Raw genomic sequence first — 18,815 nt, 5'->3', positions numbered from 1 at the left:
ATCAACATCCTGAGAATGCCTTCAGACGCTCATGAACTGCATCCTTCGAAACAGATTCTTCATCTACTCCCCCGGTAATAAGTATGTATTCATCATGAGACGGCGACAACACTTCGAGCACCTGCCTCCTCCAATTAGTAATTTCTAAAAAACCCTCTGATACGCCATTCATCTCTTCTATTTCCCTTAGCAGATCCGACATTTTAAAAAACGCACCACTCTCAGTAGTGCCTGCGCCCGTCCTAGGGTTATCAAAGTACACGCGCAACCTTGGAAACCTTCCCCTCTGCCAGTGCAACGTCGGAACCCTATCAAAGTTCAAAAGCTTGAACTCCTCAATCGATTCATTGCCGGAAAACTCGCATCGATAAATCGGGATGCAGAGATTAAGATTGCTTCGATCAAGCCCCTCGACGCCTCTCAAGTAGCCATGATATTCACTTGAAACAACTAATACGTGTGTAAATCCCCGCGCATTTTCAACCAGGTCTACGACAGTTGGCATATTGGCTTTCAACCCGCACGACACCGACCGAATTACCTGCATAGCAAAAGCATCATCCTCAACCCCTTCAGAAACTACCAAAAGATCCACCGGACCAGCTGTCCCTAACCAGTAATTGTACGTATAAGTCGCCATTTCATCCTTGAAATAAACAATATCATTTGAAACACGCCTAACCTCTTCAAACTCTTCCCGCAAAATCAAACGAGCCAGGGCACGATTCATCACAACCTCAGGAGTTGATACCCATAAACCTCATCAGGCTTTCGAATAAACCTCAACATCCGCATGATCAAAACGGCAACCCCTAATCACTCCCAGCGCCACTTCAGAGACAACAAGCCGGCAATCCTGAGCGATACCAAAATCGGAGACTCCAGCTACTCCATGCACTTTCAACCAGTGAAACCCCGGAAGTATTGTTGATGGATGGATGATGTTAAACTCTTCAGTTTTTGTGACCACAACCGCGTCCAATACAAAGCCTGTGAACTGATACCGCATCAATGCAGCAGCTAGGTTTTTCGTAACCACAAAGCAGGGAAACGACTCAAGCAACTCATCCCCCAACCATCCAGAGAACTCATACTCCAATTCACTTACAAGGGGTGGATTAACGGCTGTATCCATGACCGCCCCATCACCAAGCCCTCCGGCGACCTCTGGCTCAACATAATAAAACATCAGCGCCCTTATCTGGCGAGGGAGAATATCTCGCACCCCGCACATGAAATATCACCATTCAATCGCCCATACCAGCATTCCTGACAAGCCCCTTAACACGAAAACGACAAACAATCTTCTAAAAGCATGCCATCACCTGTTACAGCAAAACCACAAGAATAATTACTACACCAGTCCAAATTTGCAGCAACCTATCCAGGCACTTAAGAACGTTGATCAATCAAGTCAATCACTAACGCCAAAACCCCATCAAGCGAATCAAATTCCTCATTCACATTATCGAATGCTTGCCTATCCCGAACTTGATATACTCCTCGCTTCAGCTCTAGCACATACTCGTCTTGATCGCTGTCCCCCAAAACAAGAAAATCGCTCATAAAATCGACATCGCGACTAAAATAATTCATCTCTACCAAATTAGGGATTAAAGTATCGCCTCCCGGCATCACACGTGAACGACTCGCATAGATAAATACTCCGCATGCAACCAACCCATCAAACGCTCGCAAAAAATCTAAATATTCCGCTGGCAAGCTTGCCGAAAATTCAACCGACACAGCATTTGTCAACGCGATTATATCTGCCAAATTAGCTGACGGACCTAAGTACATAGCAGCGTCATCCAATTTACCGCGCAACCTTAAAATATTTTCCTCAATGATACCTTTCATAGCGAACTTCCAAAACCAGGGTAAATCTTAACGTCAATCATCGACCAATCGACCATCCTACTTTCGCCTTCTTTCATCCCACCACTTAAGGATTTTTGCACATTCGTAAATACCCTATGGTAAGGTTCAAGCTTTATGAGAACCAAATTATCGAAATCATTTGTCCCGCCATCATCCAACGGCTTTATATGATGCACCTGCCATTCCTTGCTAGGAAGTTTCCCGCTTTGAATCATGCGAATATCAGCTCCATTGAACCCCGCTCGCTTTAGGCCGTTCACACCTTCGACCGTACCAGACAAATCCTTTAGAAATCTTGCCCTTTCAACGCTGTCAAACACCCGCCTTAAGGCCATTCGCTCAGCATTTGATCTTTTCACATACAGAAATTTCTCTACTCGAACGCCCGGCAACTCGTACTCTCTACCCCTCAGCAACCCCACAAACCCTTTAGACCTTCTAATGCGCGGTTTGATATTTCCGAAGTTGACCCCTAGTCCTCCGTTCAGCTGTAATCTATAGCGCCCCGACAAGCCACCAACAATAAACGCCGCCCCGGACGCCATAAGCTTTTGCTCATCAGAACCTTCCCCGTAACGCTCTCCACCTAACCGATATCCGGCCCCCCCTCCAACCATCCCGCCGAACAACCCCCACAACGCCATTGCCGGTCCAACGAGGGCAATCGCACTGGCCAGCCCGACGCCCAGTACCGCCCCGTCAAGCCAACCCGGCACCTCCGGGCTGATTTCATCGGTTGTTTCAGTCTCGCCACCGATAAACACGTTGGACGACCCAGCGCTGATCCTGGCATCGCATACCGTGCGATCTCCAACCCTGGCTGCGGGCACACCATTGATGTGTACCGATCGACTTCCCTGCGCCACGGTCTTCGACACGCCGGCATGATCCGAGCATTCCGCATAGTCGACATGAGCCCTCGCCGCGGGTTTGCCATTGACGAACACATTGCTCGAGCCCGACCTGATCCTGCCTGTTTCCCGCTGGGCGAATGAAAGGCTACCGAGCAGCTGGCCGATGCCTGCGCCTGTCGCTGCACCTGCTCCAAGCATTGCAACCACTGCCGCGCCCCCAAGACCGGCTGTTCCCACAACAGCGATTCCGATCAGTACAGCGCCCGCACCTATCGCCAAACCTGCCAACAGGCCGCCCAAGGCGCTGGAATGTTCTATCGGGTCACCAACACGCGCCGCCTCACTCATACCGGCGCGGCCTCGACCACCTTTTGCTTGGCGGTCGGCGGGCTGCGTAATTCAAGGCTGTTGATGATTTCAGCGAAGGCGCTGCGCTCCTCCTCCTTCATGCCTGCGGTGTGGTTGCTCGTTGCCGTGAATTGCATCAACAGCCGCTGCCCATGCTCGTCCTTATGCAGGAACATCACTTGTATCTGATGAACCAGCTGACCTTGCTGGCGCCAACTGAAAGCCACACGACGGGCGTCCAGGCCTGCCACTTCGATGGGAGTAACCGGGTCTACCCATTGCAGGTGAGAAAGCGTTTTTTCCATCTCCCCGAGCAACTTTTGCGCCAGTGATTCCAGTGACGCATCCTGCGCAACCAATGAACGGCCCAGCACTAATGAAAACGGGCTTGGCGCGGATTCGGTGAGTGTGAATACGTGAAAGGTCTTGTCTCTCAAGGCCTGCGGCCGCACAAAACTCAATTCATTGGTCAGGTATCGCTCCGGCGGTGGCGGCGTCATGGCTTCCTTTGCCAAACGCTCACGCTCAAGTTGCTCTTCCCGTTCACGCTTTTCGGAGATTCGGTCGTAGATACTTTTTCGATACATGAAGACTGTTCCCTGTCATTTACCTTGATTGGTTCAGGTTGATGATCGTGCTGCCATCCACATCCACCACGCCGCACAAGTCGATGGTCCCGTCCTGATTCATCACCAACTTGCTTTTGCCCACTTCCAGCGTGATCGATTGCGCGGCCGTCAACTTGATGTGCCCTTGGTCGACGGTGACGAAGTAAGAGCCCTCTTCCACCGCAATGCTGGTTTCCAGCCGGATGGTTTCCGCGTGCTTGCCGGCGACCTTGAGGGTGCGGTTGCCGCCGACCGTGAGGCTGTCATCGGCCTCGACTTCGGTCTGCATGTCGCGCTCGGCATGCAGGCTGACCTGCTCCGCCCCGGCCTTGTCTTCGAAGCGCAGGAAGTTGGCCGTGCGGCCGGTGCCGTTGATCGAGCGGGTCAGTACTCCGCTCTGGGTCTTGTTCGCCGGCAGCGACCAGGGTGGCGGGTTGCGGCTGTTGTAGACGCTGCCGATGATCAATGGCCGGTCGGGGTTGCCCTCGAGGAACACCACGACCACTTCATCCTCGACGCGCGGGATCTGGATGCTGCCGAAGCCTCCACTGGCGCCGGTCTGTGCGACGCGCACCCAGCACGAACTGGCTTCGTTGAACGTACCCTGGCGGTCCCAGTGAAATTGCACCTTCACCCGCCCCAGCTCGTCGGTGAAGATCTCTTCGCCGGGCGGGCCGACGACGATGGCGGTCTGTGGGCCATGGATGGTTGGCCGAGGCGTGATCGCCTGCGGGCGGTATGGAATTTTCTTGCGCACGCAACGGAACGTGTTGGCGTAGCTGGCAGGTCGGTCCGTGAAATAGTTGTTGTGGCCTTCACAGGCCACGCTCAGCACCAGGAATTCCCGTTCGCTGCTTGGGGTGTAGTCGTGGTTCGGGTGCTGCAGCAGCTCGAAGCTGTAGCCCGGGCGCATCGCACGGCAGTTGCTGGCGCCCTCGAACGACTTGGCACGCAGCTCCAGTGCTTCGATCCGGGTGCGCAACCACGCCTGGCCTTCATCGAGGGTGCCATGGGTGTATTGGCCGGGGTCGTAGACTTCCAGGCGCTGCACGTCACCTTGCTCGTTCACGCTGTGCAGGGTCACCGGCAGCCGGTTGCGCGGCTGGCGGTAATCGAAGGTCTGCGTGGCCAGCTTGCCTGCCTGCAGCTGGCGATTGCCGCACCAGCGGGTGATGGCATCGGCGGTTTCGGTCACTGAGTTGCCGTGGTAGCGGATCTGCGGCTGCTCGGGGATTTCCGCGAGCGAGGTGGAGTCGTCGCAGATGACCTGCGTGTGGGCATCTGCACTGTGCTCGAAATAAAAGAACATCCCTGCCTGTTCCAGCAGGCGCTGGACGAAGCTCAAGTCACTTTCGCGGTACTGGCTCAGGTAGGTGTGGCGTTTTTGTGCGCCGCTCAGCTCGAAGCGGTAGCGGGCATGCTCGGGGTACTGCGCGAACACTTCCCGCACCACCTCCTCCACCGTGCAGTCCTGGAATATCCGGGTGTCGACACGGTGCCCCAACAGTGAGAGCCATGGGCTCAGGGTCGCGCTGTAGTGGTCCAGGGCGCCATCGCTGCAAAGGCATGCGAAACGCGTGAGAAGGCCGTTGATGAAGCGTGGCTCGGCATCGACCAGTTCGACCTCGATGCTGACCTGTTGGCCGATCATCGACTTGAGCGCAATTGGAGTGCTGTCGCAGATCAGCGACAGCTCGTACTCGAAGGCCCGCGACAGGCCTTCATCACCTTTGAAACTCTCCAGCAGCAGTCCTGAATGGGGATCGGACTGATGGTGAAACTTGAACAGTCGACGGTGCTGGGGCGCCAGCCGCTCGACCAGATCCATGATCATTACGCTCTCCTTGGCACTTGGATTCGAAAGGAGGCGCAGGTTAGGGAGCGAGCAGCAGGCTGACAATGAACGTGGTGTTTAGCGAAGTGACGACCTGTAGGAAGCGGACTACAGCTGAATTAATCACTTCCCACATGGCCTTCCAGCAGCGGATCAGCGTTGCCAATCCGCCATGCAAAGCAGTGCAGCAACGGCGCTGCTTTCAGCCAGGCAGGCAGTTTACCGAGGGGCGCACATGACGCGGCGCCTACTGGGCAATAATCGAAATGTCAGGCTACAAACTTTATTCCCCAGCCGAACATTCAGCCCCCCTTACCGTCATAACTTGAGCACATGCCGACCCGCAGCGAAGACGCGAAATGACCCAGCCCGACCCGTCATACGTCAAATGGCTCGAAGACCGCTCCATGCTCAAGGCCTCGCAGGCGCGGGCGCGCCTGTACTCGGGCCAGTCGCGCCTGTGGCTCAATCCCTATGCCGAGGCGCAACCCCGCCGCGCCACGGAAATCGCTTCGGTCTGGCTGACCGTCTACCCCGACGCGATCATCGCGCCCGAGGGCGGCTCGGTGCTGTCTGCCCTGGGCCATGAAGCGTTGTGGAAACGCCTGTCGGACATCGGTGTACAGGGCCTGCACACCGGCCCGATCAAGCAGTCCGGCGGCGTGCGTGGGCGTGACTTCACCCCCAGCGTTGACGGCAACTTCGACCGCATCAGCTTCGACATCGACCCGCTCTACGGCAGCGAGCAGGAACTGGTGCAGATGAGCCGCATGGCGGCTGCGCACAATGCCGTGACCATCGACGACCTGATCCCCTCGCACACCGGCAAGGGTGCCGACTTCCGCCTGGCCGAGCTGGCCCATGGCGCCTACCCGGGGCTCTATCACATGGTCGAGATCCGCGAGGAGGACTGGCCGTTGCTGCCCGACGTGCCCGCCGGGCGGGATGCGGTCAATCTGTTGCCGGCCCAGTGCGACGAACTCAAGGCCCGCCACTACATCGTCGGCCAGCTGCAACGGGTGATCTTCTTCGAACCGGGGGTCAAGGAAACCGACTGGAGCGTGACGCCACCCGTCACCGGGGTCGATGGCAAGACCCGGCGCTGGGTGTACCTGCACTACTTCAAGGAGGGCCAGCCCTCGCTCAACTGGCTCGACCCGAGTTTCGCCGCCCAGCAGATGATCATCGGCGACGCCTTGCACGCGCTGGACTGCCTCGGGGCGCGTGGCCTGCGCCTGGATGCCAACGGGTTCCTCGGCGTGGAAACCCGCGCCAGCGGCACCGCCTGGTCGGAAAGCCACCCGCTGTCGATCGTCGGCAACCAGCTGATCGGCGGCATGATCCGCAAGGCCGGCGGTTTCAGCTTCCAGGAGCTGAACCTGACCCTGGACGATATCGCGCAGATGTCCAGGGGCGGTGCCGACATGTCCTACGACTTCATCACTCGCCCGGCCTACCAGCATGCCCTGCTGACCGGCGACACCGAGTTCCTGCGCCTGATGCTCAGGGAGATGCATAGCTTCGGCATCGACCCGGCGTCGCTGATCCACGCCTTGCAGAATCACGATGAGCTGACCGTGGAGCTGGTGCACTTCTGGACCCTGCATGCCCACGACATGTACCTGTACAAGGGCCAGACCCTGCCCGGCGGCATCCTGCGCGAGCACATCCGCGAAGAGATCTACGAGCGGCTGTCCGGCGAGCACGCGCCGTACAACCTGCGCTTCGTCACCAACGGCATCGCTTGCACCACCGCCAGCCTGATCACCGCGGCGCTGGGCATTCGCGACCTGGAGCAGATCAGCGCGGCCGATATCGAGCAGATCCAGAAGGTGCACCTGCTGCTGGTGATGTACAACGCCATGCAGCCAGGCGTGGTGGCCCTTTCCGGCTGGGACCTGGTCGGAGCACTGCCGCTGCCGGCCGAGGCGGTGGCCGAGCGCATGCTCGATGGCGATACCCGCTGGATCCACCGTGGCGGCTACGACCTGGCCGGGCTCGCGCCGGAGGCAGCCGAATCGGTGCGCGGCATGCCCCGCGCCCGCGCGCTGTACGGCAGCCTCGACAGCCAGCTGGAAAAGCCCGAATCATTCGCCAGCAAGGTGAAGAAACTGCTCGCCGTGCGCCAGGCCTATGGCATCGCCACCAGCCGCCAGGTGCTGGTGCCGCAGGTCAGCAGCCCGGGGTTGCTGGTGATGGTGCATGAGCTGCCGGCCGGGCGCGGGATACAGATCAGTGCGTGAACTTTGGCCGCGAGGTGATTGCCGAGGAGCTGCTGTTGACCGGGTTCACGCCGGGGCCTGTAGTGGACATGATCCATGAGACGGTCGAGGGAGACCTGACCGAGGATGGGCGCCTGATGATCAATCTGGACCCGTTCGAAGCGCTGTGCCTGAGGATCGTCAGCAGCAGCGGGCATGTCTGAGGCTGTACCGGCCCTATCGCCGGCAAGCCGGCGATAGGGCCAGCACAGGCAACTTGCTTTTGAAGCCCCAGAGGCATAGTTTCCCGAGCATTCATTTCGAGTGCCCAGGAGCAACCCATGTACACCGGCATCGTCCAGGCCGTGCGCCCTCTTCTCGCCGTGACCACCCACCCGGGCCACAACGAATTCACCGTCGACCTCACCCCCGAGCTGCTCGACGACCTGAAGATCGGCGCCAGCGTCAGCGTCGAAGGCACCTGCCTGTCGGTCACCGAGATCGACGGCACCCAGGTGAAGTTCGACGCCATGACCGCCACTCTGGAACGCACCAACCTGCGCTTCTTCAAGGCCGGTCAAGGCGTCAACATCGAGCGCTCGGCGAAGATGAACGCCGAAGTCGGCGGCCACCTGATGGCCGGCCACATCGCCACCACCGCCGAGATCGTCGAGCTGTCGATCAAGGAGACGGGGGCCTTCATCACCTTTGGCATGCCGGCCGAGTGGGCCAAGTATGTGTTCCCGCGGGGGTTCCTCGGGGTCAATGGCTGCAGCCTGACCGTCGCTGATGTCGACGACACGCAGGTCACCATCAACCTGATCCCGGAAACCCTGCGCCAGACCACCTTTGCCAGCTACAAGGCCGGCGAGCTGATCAATATCGAAGTGGACCACCAGACCATGGTGTTGGTCGATGTGGTCGAGCGCACCCTGAAAAACACGCTTGCCCGGGAAAAGCTGTTGTCCTGAAGGGCCCTATCGCCGCGGTTCGTCGCCACGACAAGCCGGCTCCTACAGGAAATTTGCAGCCAAGCAAATCCCTTGTGGGAGCCGGCTTGCCGGCGATAGGGCCAGCACAGCCAACATCAAACGCTGCGGGTAATGCCCCCATCGACCCGGATGTTCTGCCCGGTGATGTAGGCCCCACCCTCGCTGGCCAGGAAGGCGACGGTCGCGGCGATTTCCTCGGCGGTGCCATAGCGCTTGAGCGGCACGCTGTCACGGCGTGCCTCAGTGCTCGGCAGGCTGTCGATCCAGCCCGGCAACACGTTGTTCATGCGAATGTTGTCGCCGGCATAGGTGTCGGCAAAGATCTTGCTGAACGACGCCAGACCCGCGCGGAACACCGCCGAAGTGGGGAACATCTCGCTCGGCTCGAAGGCCCAGGCGGTGGAAATGTTGATCACCACCCCACCCTGCTGGCGCTGCATGATCGGCGTGACCAGGCGGGTCGGGCGAATGACGTTGAGCAGGTAGGTTTCCATGCCCTGGTGCCAGTCGTCGTCGCTGATTTCCAGGATCGGTGCACGCGGGCCGTGCCCTGCGCTGTTGACCAGCACGTCGATGCGGCCCCACTGGGCAACCACGGCATCGACCAGGCGCTTGATATCGTCATTGGACTGGTTGCTGCCGGTCACGCCGATGCCGCCCAGTTCCTGGGCCAGCGCCTCACCCTTGCCGGAAGACGACAGAATGCCGACCTTGAAGCCATCGGCCGCCAGGCGCCGGGCGGCTGCCGCGCCCATGCCGCTGCCACCTGCGATCACGATTGCTACTTTTTCAACTGCCATGGGGCCCCCTTGTAGAGCACGTCTGCATGAATGATGGGGTTCAGCCTAGCAGCAGGCCCAAGCGTGCAGAGAGCCAGGAAAGCTTTAATCAGTCGATAGAAACTCTACTGCCTGACGTGCCTGTTCCAGCAACCAGGCGTGCACCGTGTCCAGTGCAGGCGCCTGGTAGGCATTGCGCGGCCACACCAGGTAGAAGGCCTGGTCGAGCAGCAAGTGGTGGTCGAACGCCAGGGCCAGGCGCCCGGCAGCCAGGTCGCTCTGCACGAAGTGGTAGCTGGCCAGGGCCAGCCCTTGGCCGGCAATCGCCGCATCGATCGCCAATGCGGTCTGGTTGAAGCGCACGTTCCTCGCCGCCGCCTGCAACGGCTGCCCGAACACTTCGCCGATGAAGTCGGGCCAGAAGTTGTGCGCGTCGTGCAGCAAGGTATGGCGCTGCAGGTGTTGCAAGTCGGTCGGCCTGCCCTGGGCCTGCAGCAAGGCCGGGCTGCCCACGGCAACGATGCGCTGAGGCAGAAACAGTTCGGTGTTGAGTGCCGGGCCAAAAGGCGCGCGCCCATAGCGCACGGCGAGGTCGACGCCCTCGGGGCGAAACTGCGAAAGGCGGTCGGTGGCCAGTACCTGCAGGTCGATGCCCGGGTGCTGCTCGGTGAACGACGAAAGACGCGGGATCAGCCATTTGGCAGCGAAGGTCGGGGTAACGCTGACCGTCAGTTGCGCGCCATCGGGTCGCAGCGCCTGGGTGGCGCTGGCGATCAGGGCGAAGGCGCTGCGGATGTCGCCGCTGTAGCGCTGGCCGGCCCCCGTCAGGCCAAGGCCCCTGGGCAGGCGGTCGAACAGTTTGAGCCCGAGGTTGGCCTCCAGCCCACGAATCTGCTGCGCCACCGCCGCCTGGGTGACGCCCAGTTCGTCGGCCGCCAGCCGGAAGTTGAGGTGCCGCGCCACCACCTCGAACACCCGCAGGGCGTTGAGCGGTGGCAGCGCCGAAAAGCCATCGGCCATGAAGTTTATCTACTGAGTGAAGGTCCCCCCACCTTACTCGATACGGGGGTGTTGCTGCACCAGCAGCGTGCGCTTGGCCTCGAGCTCGGCGATCTGCGCGTCGATGTCCTCGATCTTCTGCTCGATGGTGTCGTGGTGCTCCTGCAGCAGTTCGCGGGCCTCGGCGATATCCGACGCGACTGGCGCGGCGCCGCGCAGGGGTTTGTTGGCGGTTTCCTTCATGGTCAGGCCGGTGGCCAGGCCGATGGCGGCGATCACCATCAGGTAGTAGGCCGGCATGTACAGGTCGCCGGTGCTTTCCACCAGCCAGGCGGCGAGCGTCGGGGTAAGGCCGGCGATCAGCACCGAGATGTTGAAGGCACTGGCCAGGGCGCTGTAGCGGATATGGGTGGGGAACATCGCTGGCAAGGTCGAGGCCATGACGCCGATGAAGAAGTTCAGCAGCACGGCGATGATCAGCAGGCCGGCGAAGATCACCCCGAGCACACCGCTGTTGATCAGCATGAACGCCGGGATGGCCAGGACGAACAGGCCGATGCTGCCGACGATGATGAACGGCCGGCGCCCCCACTTGTCACTGAGCAGGCCGATCATCGGCTGCACGAACAGCATGCCGACCATGATCGCGATGATGATCAGCACGCCGTGGTCTTCGCTGTAGTGCAGGTTGTGCGATAGGTAGCTGGGCATGTAGGTGAGCAGCATGTAGTAGGTGACGTTGGTCGCGATCACCACCCCGACGCAGGTCACCAGGCTGCGCCAATGCTGGGTCGCGACCTCCTTGAACGACACCTTGGGCCCCGATGCCAGGCCTTCGCGGTCGCCTTGTTCGAGCTTGTCGACATGCTGCTGGAACGCCGGGGTTTCCTCGAGCGCATGGCGCAGGTACAGGCCGATCAGGCCCAGCGGCAAGGCCAGGAAGAACGGCAGGCGCCAGCCCCACTCGAGGAATTTCTCTTCGCCAAGCGCCGTGGAGATCAGCACCACCACCCCTGCCCCCAGCACGAACCCGGCAATCGAGCCGAAGTCCAGCCAACTGCCCAGAAAGCCCCGCTTGCGGTCCGGTGCGTACTCGGCGACGAAGATCGACGCGCCGGTGTACTCCCCGCCCACCGAAAAGCCCTGGGCCATTTTCGCCAACAGCAACAGGATCGGCGCCCAGATGCCGATCGAGGCATAGGACGGTATCAGCCCGATGGCGAAGGTGCTGAGGGACATGATGACGATGGTCGCGGCCAGGATCTTCTGCCGGCCGAAGCGGTCGCCCAGGGCGCCGAAGAACAGCCCGCCCAGCGGGCGGATCAAGAACGGCACGGAGAACGTGGCCAGCGCGGCAATCATCTGCACACTGGGGTCGGCGCCGGGGAAAAACACCTTGCCCAAGGCATAGGCGACGAAGCCATAGACGCCGAAGTCGAACCATTCCATGGCGTTGCCCAGCGCAGCGGCAGTGATTGCCTTGCGCATCTTGGCGTCGTCGACGATGGTGATGTCTTGCAAGCCGATCGGCTTGACGGTTTTCTTGCGTGATTTCATCCCAGTGTCCTTGTGGCTGAGCCTCTCCAGGCATCAGAACCACAGGGACACTAAATAATTCCACGCTCAGCGATTACTCGCCGTCAGGGTCAGATGCCCTCGCGCGCCAGGTCCATGGCGAAATAGGTGAGGATCAGGTCGGCACCGGCACGTTTGATCGCGCCGATGCTCTCGCGCACCACGCGCCCTTCGTCGATGGCGCCGGCCAGGCCGCCGAACTTGATCATCGCGTACTCGCCGCTGACCTGATACGCCGCCAGCGGCAGGCGCGAGGCGGCGCGGATGTCGGCGATCACGTCCAGGTAGGCGCCGGCCGGCTTGACCATCAGCACATCGGCCCCTTCCTGCTCGTCGAGCAGCGACTCGCGCACGGCTTCGCGGCGGTTCATCGGGTTCATCTGGTAGCTCTTGCGGTCGCCCTTGAGCGCGGTGCCGCCAGCTTCACGGAACGGGCCGTAGAGCGACGAGGCGAACTTGGTCGAATAGGCCATGATCGCGGTGTCGTGGAAGCCTGCGGCATCCAGCGCGCCACGGATGGCCTGGACCTGACCGTCCATCGCCGCCGACGGGGCGATGAAGTCGGCGCCAGCGGCCGCGGCGATGACAGCCTGCTTGCCGAGGTTGGCCAGGGTGGCGTCGTTGTCCACGCCATGGTCGTGCAGCACGCCGCAATGGCCGTGGCTGGTGTACTCGCAGAAGCAGGTGTCGGACATCACCACCATTTCCGGCACGCTGTCCTTGCAGATGCGCGCCATGCGCGCGACCAGGCCGTTTTCGTTCCAGGTGTCGCTGCCGGTGGCATCGAGGTTGTGCGACACGCCAAAGGTCATCACCGACTTGATGCCGGCGCGGGCGTAGCGCTCGATTTCCTCGGCCAGCCGTTTCTCGGGGATGCGGTTGACCCCCGGCATGCTGGTGATCGGCACGAAGTCATCGATGCCTTCTTCGACGAAAATCGGCAGGATCAGGTCTTCGAGGCGGAATTCCGTCTCCTGGAAGATCGTGCGCAGGGATTCGTTCTGGCGCAGGCGGCGGGGGCGGACGGACGGGAAACGGTTGGACATGACAGCTCCAGGGAATATGGACGGCGTACACCATATGCCTGTTGGGCGCCAGTGAAAAGGGCGGATGAGGAGATAGTGTATTGCGCTGCGTGCAGTGAGCGGATTTTGCAGGGCCAGTAGCATCACCCTTCGACAGGTTGCAGCGGCGTTTCCAGGATCTTCTGGTAGAACGCAAGGTCCAGCCAACGGCCGAACTTGTACGCGGCCTCGCGGATGACGCCTGCCGGCTCGAAGCCCAGGCGTTCGTGCAGGGCGATGGAGGCCTGGTTGGCCAGGTCGATGCCGCCAACCATCACATGCACGTCTCGCTCAATCGCCAGCTCGATCAGATCGCCCAGCAGGCGCTTGCCCAAGCCCATGCCGCGACATTCGTGGTGCACGTAGACCGAGTGCTCGACGCTGTACTTGTTGGCCGGCCGGTCGCGGAACGGGCCGTAGCTGGCAAAGCCCAGCAGCCTGCCCTGCTCGTCCTCGTAGCCGATCACCGGCAAGTTGCCACGGCGCTTGCCGGCGAACCACTCGACCATGGACGACGGCTCGCGCGGTTTGTAGTCGTACAAGGCTGTCGAATTGAGGATGGCGTGGTTGAATATATCGAGAATGGCCTCGGCATGGCGTTCTTCGCTGCAGTGGATGAGGCGCATGGCGGTCTACCCTGAATGATCACTATGAGATACGCTTTCTACCCATCCACCTACAGATCTCAGCTGGCACTGCGCAGCGCTTTTCGATACTCCCCCGGGGACTGGCCGGTCCACTTGCGAAATGCCTTGCGAAAATTGGCCGCCTCGGAAAATCCGACCTGAGCGGCCAGGTCGTCCATGGGCATGTCGCTCTGCTGCAGAAACTCTTTCGCCAGCGCACAACGGACTTCATCCAGCACGCTTTGGTAGGTACGCTGATGCTCAGCCAGGCGTCGGTGCAAGGTGCGCGCCGACATGCCCAGGGTTTGCGCCACCACTTCCACGCCAGGGAAGCGCCCATTACGGCTCAGGCAGGCCAAGCGCACCGTCTCGATCAGGTCCGACTCGTCCGGCAGGCTGGCCACCAGTTGCTGGCAAAAACCCATGCTCATCGCCGACGTGATCGGGTTGGCGTTAGGGCAAGGCAGTTGCAGCACGCGCGCGTCGAAGCGCCACTCCATCACATCGCTGCCGAACGCCACCGGACAATCGAAAAACGGCTCATAGCATTGCCAGTGTTCAGGAGCTGGATACGGCAGCAATAGCTGTCGGGACGGAAAAGGAGACTCCAGCACACACTGGACCAGCGACTGGATCGAGGCGAACCAGAACTCTGTCGCAAGCGGCATCAGATCGCCCAGCGCAAAGAAACCTTGGCCAATGAACACACCCTCATCCCCTTCCAGGCGGAACGACTTGTGGAAGATCGGCCCCAGCAGGCGGATGTGCCGGATCCCGAACTCGACCGCCTGGCCAAAGGTCTCGCTGCTGGCCAGGGCGTAGCCGAAGATCCCGAAGTCACTGAGGCGCTGACGGGCCCCTGCCCGCAGACCGCTGTCGGGATGGCGCATCAAGCGCTGCATGTTGCCGAAGATCTCGACCTTTTGCCGGTGGGAGATTCGGGTAGCGGGGTCAAGCATCTGTTCCGGCGACAGTTCGGTACCCACCAGCAAACCGCTGGTCTCCACGCCCTGGGCCTGCAATTCGGCTACCAAGGCCGGCAGACCAAGCATGTTGTGCTGTGGAACGTCCATGGCTGTGCCATAGCTACCGACGATCAGCTGAGTCATCCAACGACCTCCCTTTGCGCATTGGCAGAAATTAACCCCCATGCTGGCGCATTACAACCTCCCGTCTCTGGTCAGCGCGCTGCATCTTTGAGACCGCTGATCCACCCCAGAAAAACAAGAAGATCCGAGACTGTCATGAGAAGACTGTTTGCCCCTGCCATTGTCACGCTGTTGCCGCTGTTTGCACTGCCGGCACTGGCCAACGACGCGCCCCTGAACATCGTGCGTATCGGCTATGCCGATATCCAGTTCAATACGGACTCGGGCGATATGACCGGCCTGCCGGGTACGACGCCCGAGCATGTTCAGGCCACCGCACGCGATACCAGCACCTTGGCGCTGATCTACGAGCGCAGCCTCGGCGGCCCCTGGTCGCTGGTACTGCAGACCGGGGCACCGCCTGTCATCGACTTCGACGGGGCCGGCGCCGCCCAGCCGCTGGGCAAGGTCGGTAGCGCTCGCGCCTGGTTCCCCGCCGTGCTGGTCGCCTACAACTTCAAGCTGTTTGGCGTGCAGCCCTATGTCGCCCTCGGGGTCAATTACACCTGGTTCAGCGAAGAGAAGATGACCGCTGCCTACAACACGGCATTTGGCGGCACCTCCAGCACCTCCAAGCTGGACGACTCCTTTGGTGCGGTGGCCAAGGTCGGCGTGGAAATTCCCCTCGTCGACAACTGGAGCGCCGGATTCTCCTACTCGCGCTACTGGATCGACACGACCGCCACCATCAAGACCCAGACCCCGGGCCTGGGCGAAGTCAAGCGCAAGATCGACGTCGAAGCAGACCCTGACGTCTATTCGTTCACCCTCGGCTATCGCTTCTGACCCCTGCCGCAACCCTTACGGAGCCCAGACATGAGCACTGAACACAGGAATGACACGTTCGACTACATCGTGATCGGCGGCGGATCGGCAGGTTGTGTGATCGCCAGCCGCCTGAGCGAGGATCCAGCCATCAGCGTCTGCCTGGTCGAGGCCGGCGGCAGCGATGACAGCGTGCTGATCCAGGCACCTGTGGGGGTGGTCGCGATGCTGCCGACACGCATTCACAACTGGGCCTTCCAGACCGAGCCGCAAGCCGGACTGAACGGTCGTCGGGGCTACCAGCCGCGGGGCAAGACCCTGGGTGGCTCCAGCTCGATCAATGCCATGCTCTACGTGCGCGGGCATCGCCAGGACTACGACCAATGGGCAGCGCTGGGCAACCAGGGCTGGTCCTATGACGAGGTGCTGCCCTATTTCATCAAGTCAGAGCAGAACCTGCGCCTGAACGACGACTACCATGGCCAGGACGGTCCGCTCAGCGTTGCCGAGGTGAGTTGCCCGAGTGTCCTGAACGCCGCATTCATCCAGGCCGCCGAGGCCAATGGCATCCAGCGCACGCCAGATTACAACGGCGCCAGGCAGGAAGGCGCATTCATGTACCAGGTTACCCAGCGCAATGGCGAGCGCTGCAGCGCGGCCAAAGCCTTCCTTACACCCAACCTGAACCGCCGCAACCTCAAGGTCCTGACGGGGGCCACCGTCGAGCGGGTGCTGCTGGAGGCATCGCGTGCCACCGGGGTGCAGGTGCGCCGGGGCAGCGAGCGCCTTGTGCTCACGGTGCGCCGCGAAGTGGTGCTGAGTGCCGGCAGCTTCGGCTCCCCGCAACTGCTGATGCTTTCTGGCATCGGCCCGCGCGAAGAGCTACGCAGGCATGGCATCGCTGTCACCCACGAACTGCCGGGGGTGGGCGAGAACCTGCAAGACCATATCGACTATGTGTTCACCTACCGTAGCCCCGACAAGGCCAACACCTTCGGCTGTTCACCCACATTCAGCTGGAAGATGCTCAAGGCCATGGCCCAGTGGAAGCGCGAGCGCAAAGGCCTGGTGACTTCACCCTTCGCCGAGTCCGGGGCGTTCTTCAAAAGCCGGCAAGACCTGGCCGTTCCCGACCTCCAGCTCATTTTCGTCCCTGCCATCGTCGACAACCATGCGCGCAACCTGCGCCTGGGTCACGGCTTCAGCTGCCACCTGACCCTGCTGCGCCCCAAGAGCCGCGGCACCGTCCGACTGGCCAGCGCCGACCCGACGGCAGCACCCTTGATCGACCCGCGCTTCTTCAGCCACCCGCACGACCTGGAAGTGCTGATGCGCGGCGCCGACCTTCAGCGCGCGATCCTCGATGCCGCGCCACTGACGCCCTATCGTGGCAAGCCTTTGTATCCGCTGGCCCAAGGGGACCGTCACGCCGTGGAGCAGGACATCCGCAATCGTGCCGACACCCAGTACCACCCCGTAGGCACCTGCAAGATGGGCCACGACCCCCTGGCGGTGGTGGACGACCAATTGCGCGTGCATGGCATCAAAGGCCTGCGCGTGGCGGACGCTTCGATCATGCCGACCTTGATCGGCGGCAACACCAACGCACCCAGCATCATGATCGGTGAAAAGGCCGCCGACATGCTGCTGCGCAGCCGCCAGGAGGGATGACCTTGAACGACCTGAGCCAGATCAGCGACTCGGCTGAAATCGCACGCATGCAGCAGGTACTGCAGCGCCAGCGCAAGGCCTTCGATGCACAGCCCTATGCCACGCTCAAGGAGCGCCTGGACAAGCTCAAGCGCCTGGTCGGTGCCCTTCGCCGCCACCAGCAGGCTATCGTCGCCGCCCTCGACGCCGACTTCGGCGGCCGCGCCGCATTCGAGACCCTGCAAATCGAGGTGCTCGGGCCTGCGCTGCACGCCCGCCATGCCATCGCCCACCTGCGTCGCTGGATGAAACCTCAACGGCGCAAGACCGAGTGGGTGTTCGTGGGCAACCGCGCCTGGGTGGAGTACCAGCCCAAGGGCGTGGTGGGCATCGTCGGCACCTGGAACTTCCCCTTGTACCTGACCCTGGGACCATTGATCACCGCCATTGCGGCCGGCAACCGGGCGATGATCAAGGTATCGGAGCTCGCGCCACACAGCCTGAACGTGCTGCAGGCCATGCTGGCCGAGGTGTTCGAGGAAGACGAAGTGGCAGTGTTCGGCGGCGAGTTGAGCGCCGCTCAAGCGTTCACCAGCCTGGCGTTGGATCACCTGGTATTCACCGGGGCACCTCAGGTCGGCCATCAGGTAATGCGTGCGGCGGCCGAGCACCTGGTACCGGTGACCCTGGAGCTGGGCGGAAAGTCACCGGCGCTGCTTGGCGAGGGCGCCGACCTGGAAGACGCCGCCTTGCGCATTGCCCATGGCAAGGGTTTCAACGCCGGCCAGGTGTGTGTTGCGCCGGATTACGTACTGGTTCCGCAAGGCAAGGCGCAGGTGTTCGCCGAGTCGGTAAGACGGGCTTTCGAACGGCTGTATCCCGACCCGGGCACCAGCGCCGACTACACCAGCATCATCAGCGATCGCCATGCCCAGCGGTTGCAGCAGTTGCTGGCCGATGCCCGTGCCAAGGGCGCTACGGTGCTGAGTTGCCACAGTAGCGCCGACTCGCCGCGGCGCCTGCCCTTGCAGGTGATCACTGGGGTGAGCGAAGACATGCGAGTAGCCCGGGAGGAGCTTTTCGGGCCGTTGTTGCCCGTGATCGAGTACCGTGACCTGGACCAGGCCATCGCCTACATCCAGGCCCGCCCACGTCCCCTGGCGCTCTACCCGTTCGGGCTGAACGCACGGCAGACCGAGCGTGTGCTCCGGGACACCCACAGCGGTGGCGTAACCCTGGACGACTGGGCCTGGCATGTGTTTCAACACGACCTGCCGTTCGGTGGAATCGGCAATTCCGGCATGGGTTCCTACCATGGCGAGGAAGGCTTCCGCACCCTGTCCCACGGCAAGGCGGTGTTCAAGCGGCAGCGCTGGTTCCCGACACAACTCTTCCATCCGCCTTATGGCCGCTGGGTGCAACGCTGGGTGGTGAGGTTTTACCTCGGAAAAACCGGGCCGCACTAGCCGGCTAAGGCCGGCTGGGTGGACC

At 61.2% G+C, this 18,815-nt stretch carries 16 protein-coding genes and 1 pseudogene; 5 read left to right on the top strand and 12 right to left on the bottom strand.

From position 1 onward, the window contains the following. Position 1: 1 nt before the first annotated feature. From PPL01S_RS24940 to PPL01S_RS22230, 6 genes are all read right to left on the bottom strand, one after another. Positions 2-730: a hypothetical protein gene (locus PPL01S_RS24940; RefSeq protein WP_081833314.1), complete on the bottom strand. Its 729-nt coding sequence runs from the start codon at positions 728-730 to the stop codon at positions 2-4. A gap of 33 nt (positions 731-763) precedes the next feature. Beyond that, positions 764-1,189, bottom strand: a complete 426-nt coding sequence (locus tag PPL01S_RS22250; RefSeq protein WP_244212800.1) for a hypothetical protein — start codon at positions 1,187-1,189, stop codon at positions 764-766. A gap of 203 nt (positions 1,190-1,392) precedes the next feature. Further along, entirely contained in the window at positions 1,393-1,860 is a 468-nt protein-coding gene (locus tag PPL01S_RS22245) for a YrhA family protein (protein ID WP_028625945.1), read from the bottom strand. Continuing rightward, entirely contained in the window at positions 1,857-3,083 is a 1,227-nt protein-coding gene (locus tag PPL01S_RS22240; protein ID WP_028625946.1) for a PAAR domain-containing protein, read from the bottom strand. The genes PPL01S_RS22245 and PPL01S_RS22240 overlap by 4 nt, the downstream gene beginning before the upstream one ends. Next, positions 3,080-3,670, bottom strand: coding sequence for a DcrB-related protein (locus PPL01S_RS22235; protein WP_028625947.1), 591 nt, complete (start codon positions 3,668-3,670; stop codon positions 3,080-3,082). The genes PPL01S_RS22240 and PPL01S_RS22235 overlap by 4 nt, the downstream gene beginning before the upstream one ends. A gap of 19 nt (positions 3,671-3,689) precedes the next feature. Beyond that, a complete protein-coding gene (locus PPL01S_RS22230; protein WP_028625948.1) occupies positions 3,690-5,525 on the bottom strand; it encodes a type VI secretion system Vgr family protein in 1,836 nt (611 codons plus the stop codon). Positions 5,526-5,884: 359 nt separating this feature from the next. On the opposite strand from PPL01S_RS22230, the pseudogene treS reads away from it, so the two are divergent. Together treS and PPL01S_RS22220 are read left to right on the top strand one after the other, a co-directional pair. Beyond that, positions 5,885-7,950: pseudogene (treS, locus tag PPL01S_RS22225) on the top strand (maltose alpha-D-glucosyltransferase). Between the two features lie 117 nt (positions 7,951-8,067). Continuing rightward, positions 8,068-8,697, top strand: a complete 630-nt coding sequence (locus tag PPL01S_RS22220; RefSeq protein ID WP_028625949.1) for a riboflavin synthase — start codon at positions 8,068-8,070, stop codon at positions 8,695-8,697. Between the two features lie 116 nt (positions 8,698-8,813). On the opposite strand, the gene PPL01S_RS22215 is transcribed toward PPL01S_RS22220, so the two are convergent. From PPL01S_RS22215 to PPL01S_RS22190, 6 genes are all read right to left on the bottom strand, one after another. Further along, positions 8,814-9,518, bottom strand: coding sequence for an SDR family oxidoreductase (locus PPL01S_RS22215; RefSeq protein ID WP_016394840.1), 705 nt, complete (start codon positions 9,516-9,518; stop codon positions 8,814-8,816). Positions 9,519-9,602: 84 nt separating this feature from the next. Continuing rightward, positions 9,603-10,517: a LysR substrate-binding domain-containing protein gene (locus PPL01S_RS22210; protein ID WP_016394841.1), complete on the bottom strand. Its 915-nt coding sequence runs from the start codon at positions 10,515-10,517 to the stop codon at positions 9,603-9,605. A gap of 33 nt (positions 10,518-10,550) precedes the next feature. Next, a complete protein-coding gene (gene proP, locus PPL01S_RS22205) occupies positions 10,551-12,053 on the bottom strand; it encodes a glycine betaine/L-proline transporter ProP (protein ID WP_028625950.1) in 1,503 nt (500 codons plus the stop codon). Positions 12,054-12,142: 89 nt separating this feature from the next. Next, positions 12,143-13,117 carry a porphobilinogen synthase gene (gene hemB, locus PPL01S_RS22200; RefSeq protein WP_016394843.1) on the bottom strand — a complete coding sequence of 325 codons (975 nt, stop codon included), beginning with the start codon at positions 13,115-13,117 and terminating at the stop codon, positions 12,143-12,145. 122 nt (positions 13,118-13,239) lie between these two features. Further along, positions 13,240-13,761 carry a GNAT family N-acetyltransferase gene (locus tag PPL01S_RS22195; RefSeq protein ID WP_016394844.1) on the bottom strand — a complete coding sequence of 174 codons (522 nt, stop codon included), beginning with the start codon at positions 13,759-13,761 and terminating at the stop codon, positions 13,240-13,242. 59 nt (positions 13,762-13,820) lie between these two features. Then, entirely contained in the window at positions 13,821-14,870 is a 1,050-nt protein-coding gene (locus PPL01S_RS22190; RefSeq protein WP_042156709.1) for an AraC family transcriptional regulator, read from the bottom strand. 135 nt (positions 14,871-15,005) lie between these two features. Between PPL01S_RS22190 and PPL01S_RS22185 the strand changes: the two genes are divergently transcribed. Genes PPL01S_RS22185 through PPL01S_RS22175 form a run of 3 tightly spaced genes read left to right on the top strand, consistent with a single transcriptional unit; the run spans position 15,006 to position 18,790 of the window. Beyond that, entirely contained in the window at positions 15,006-15,695 is a 690-nt protein-coding gene (locus tag PPL01S_RS22185; RefSeq protein ID WP_016394846.1) for an OmpW/AlkL family protein, read from the top strand. A 30-nt stretch (positions 15,696-15,725) separates the two neighbouring features. Beyond that, positions 15,726-17,345: a GMC family oxidoreductase gene (locus tag PPL01S_RS22180; protein ID WP_016394847.1), complete on the top strand. Its 1,620-nt coding sequence runs from the start codon at positions 15,726-15,728 to the stop codon at positions 17,343-17,345. Positions 17,346-17,392: 47 nt separating this feature from the next. After that, entirely contained in the window at positions 17,393-18,790 is a 1,398-nt protein-coding gene (locus PPL01S_RS22175; protein WP_248694085.1) for a coniferyl aldehyde dehydrogenase, read from the top strand. Positions 18,791-18,815 lie beyond the last annotated feature (25 nt).

The sequence above is a fragment of the Pseudomonas plecoglossicida NBRC 103162 = DSM 15088 genome (genome assembly GCF_000730665.1).
Classification (GTDB): Bacteria; Pseudomonadota; Gammaproteobacteria; order Pseudomonadales; family Pseudomonadaceae; genus Aquipseudomonas; species Aquipseudomonas plecoglossicida.
The sequence above is the reverse complement of the archived record's forward strand: the minus strand, read 5'-3'. Positions and strand labels throughout refer to the sequence as shown.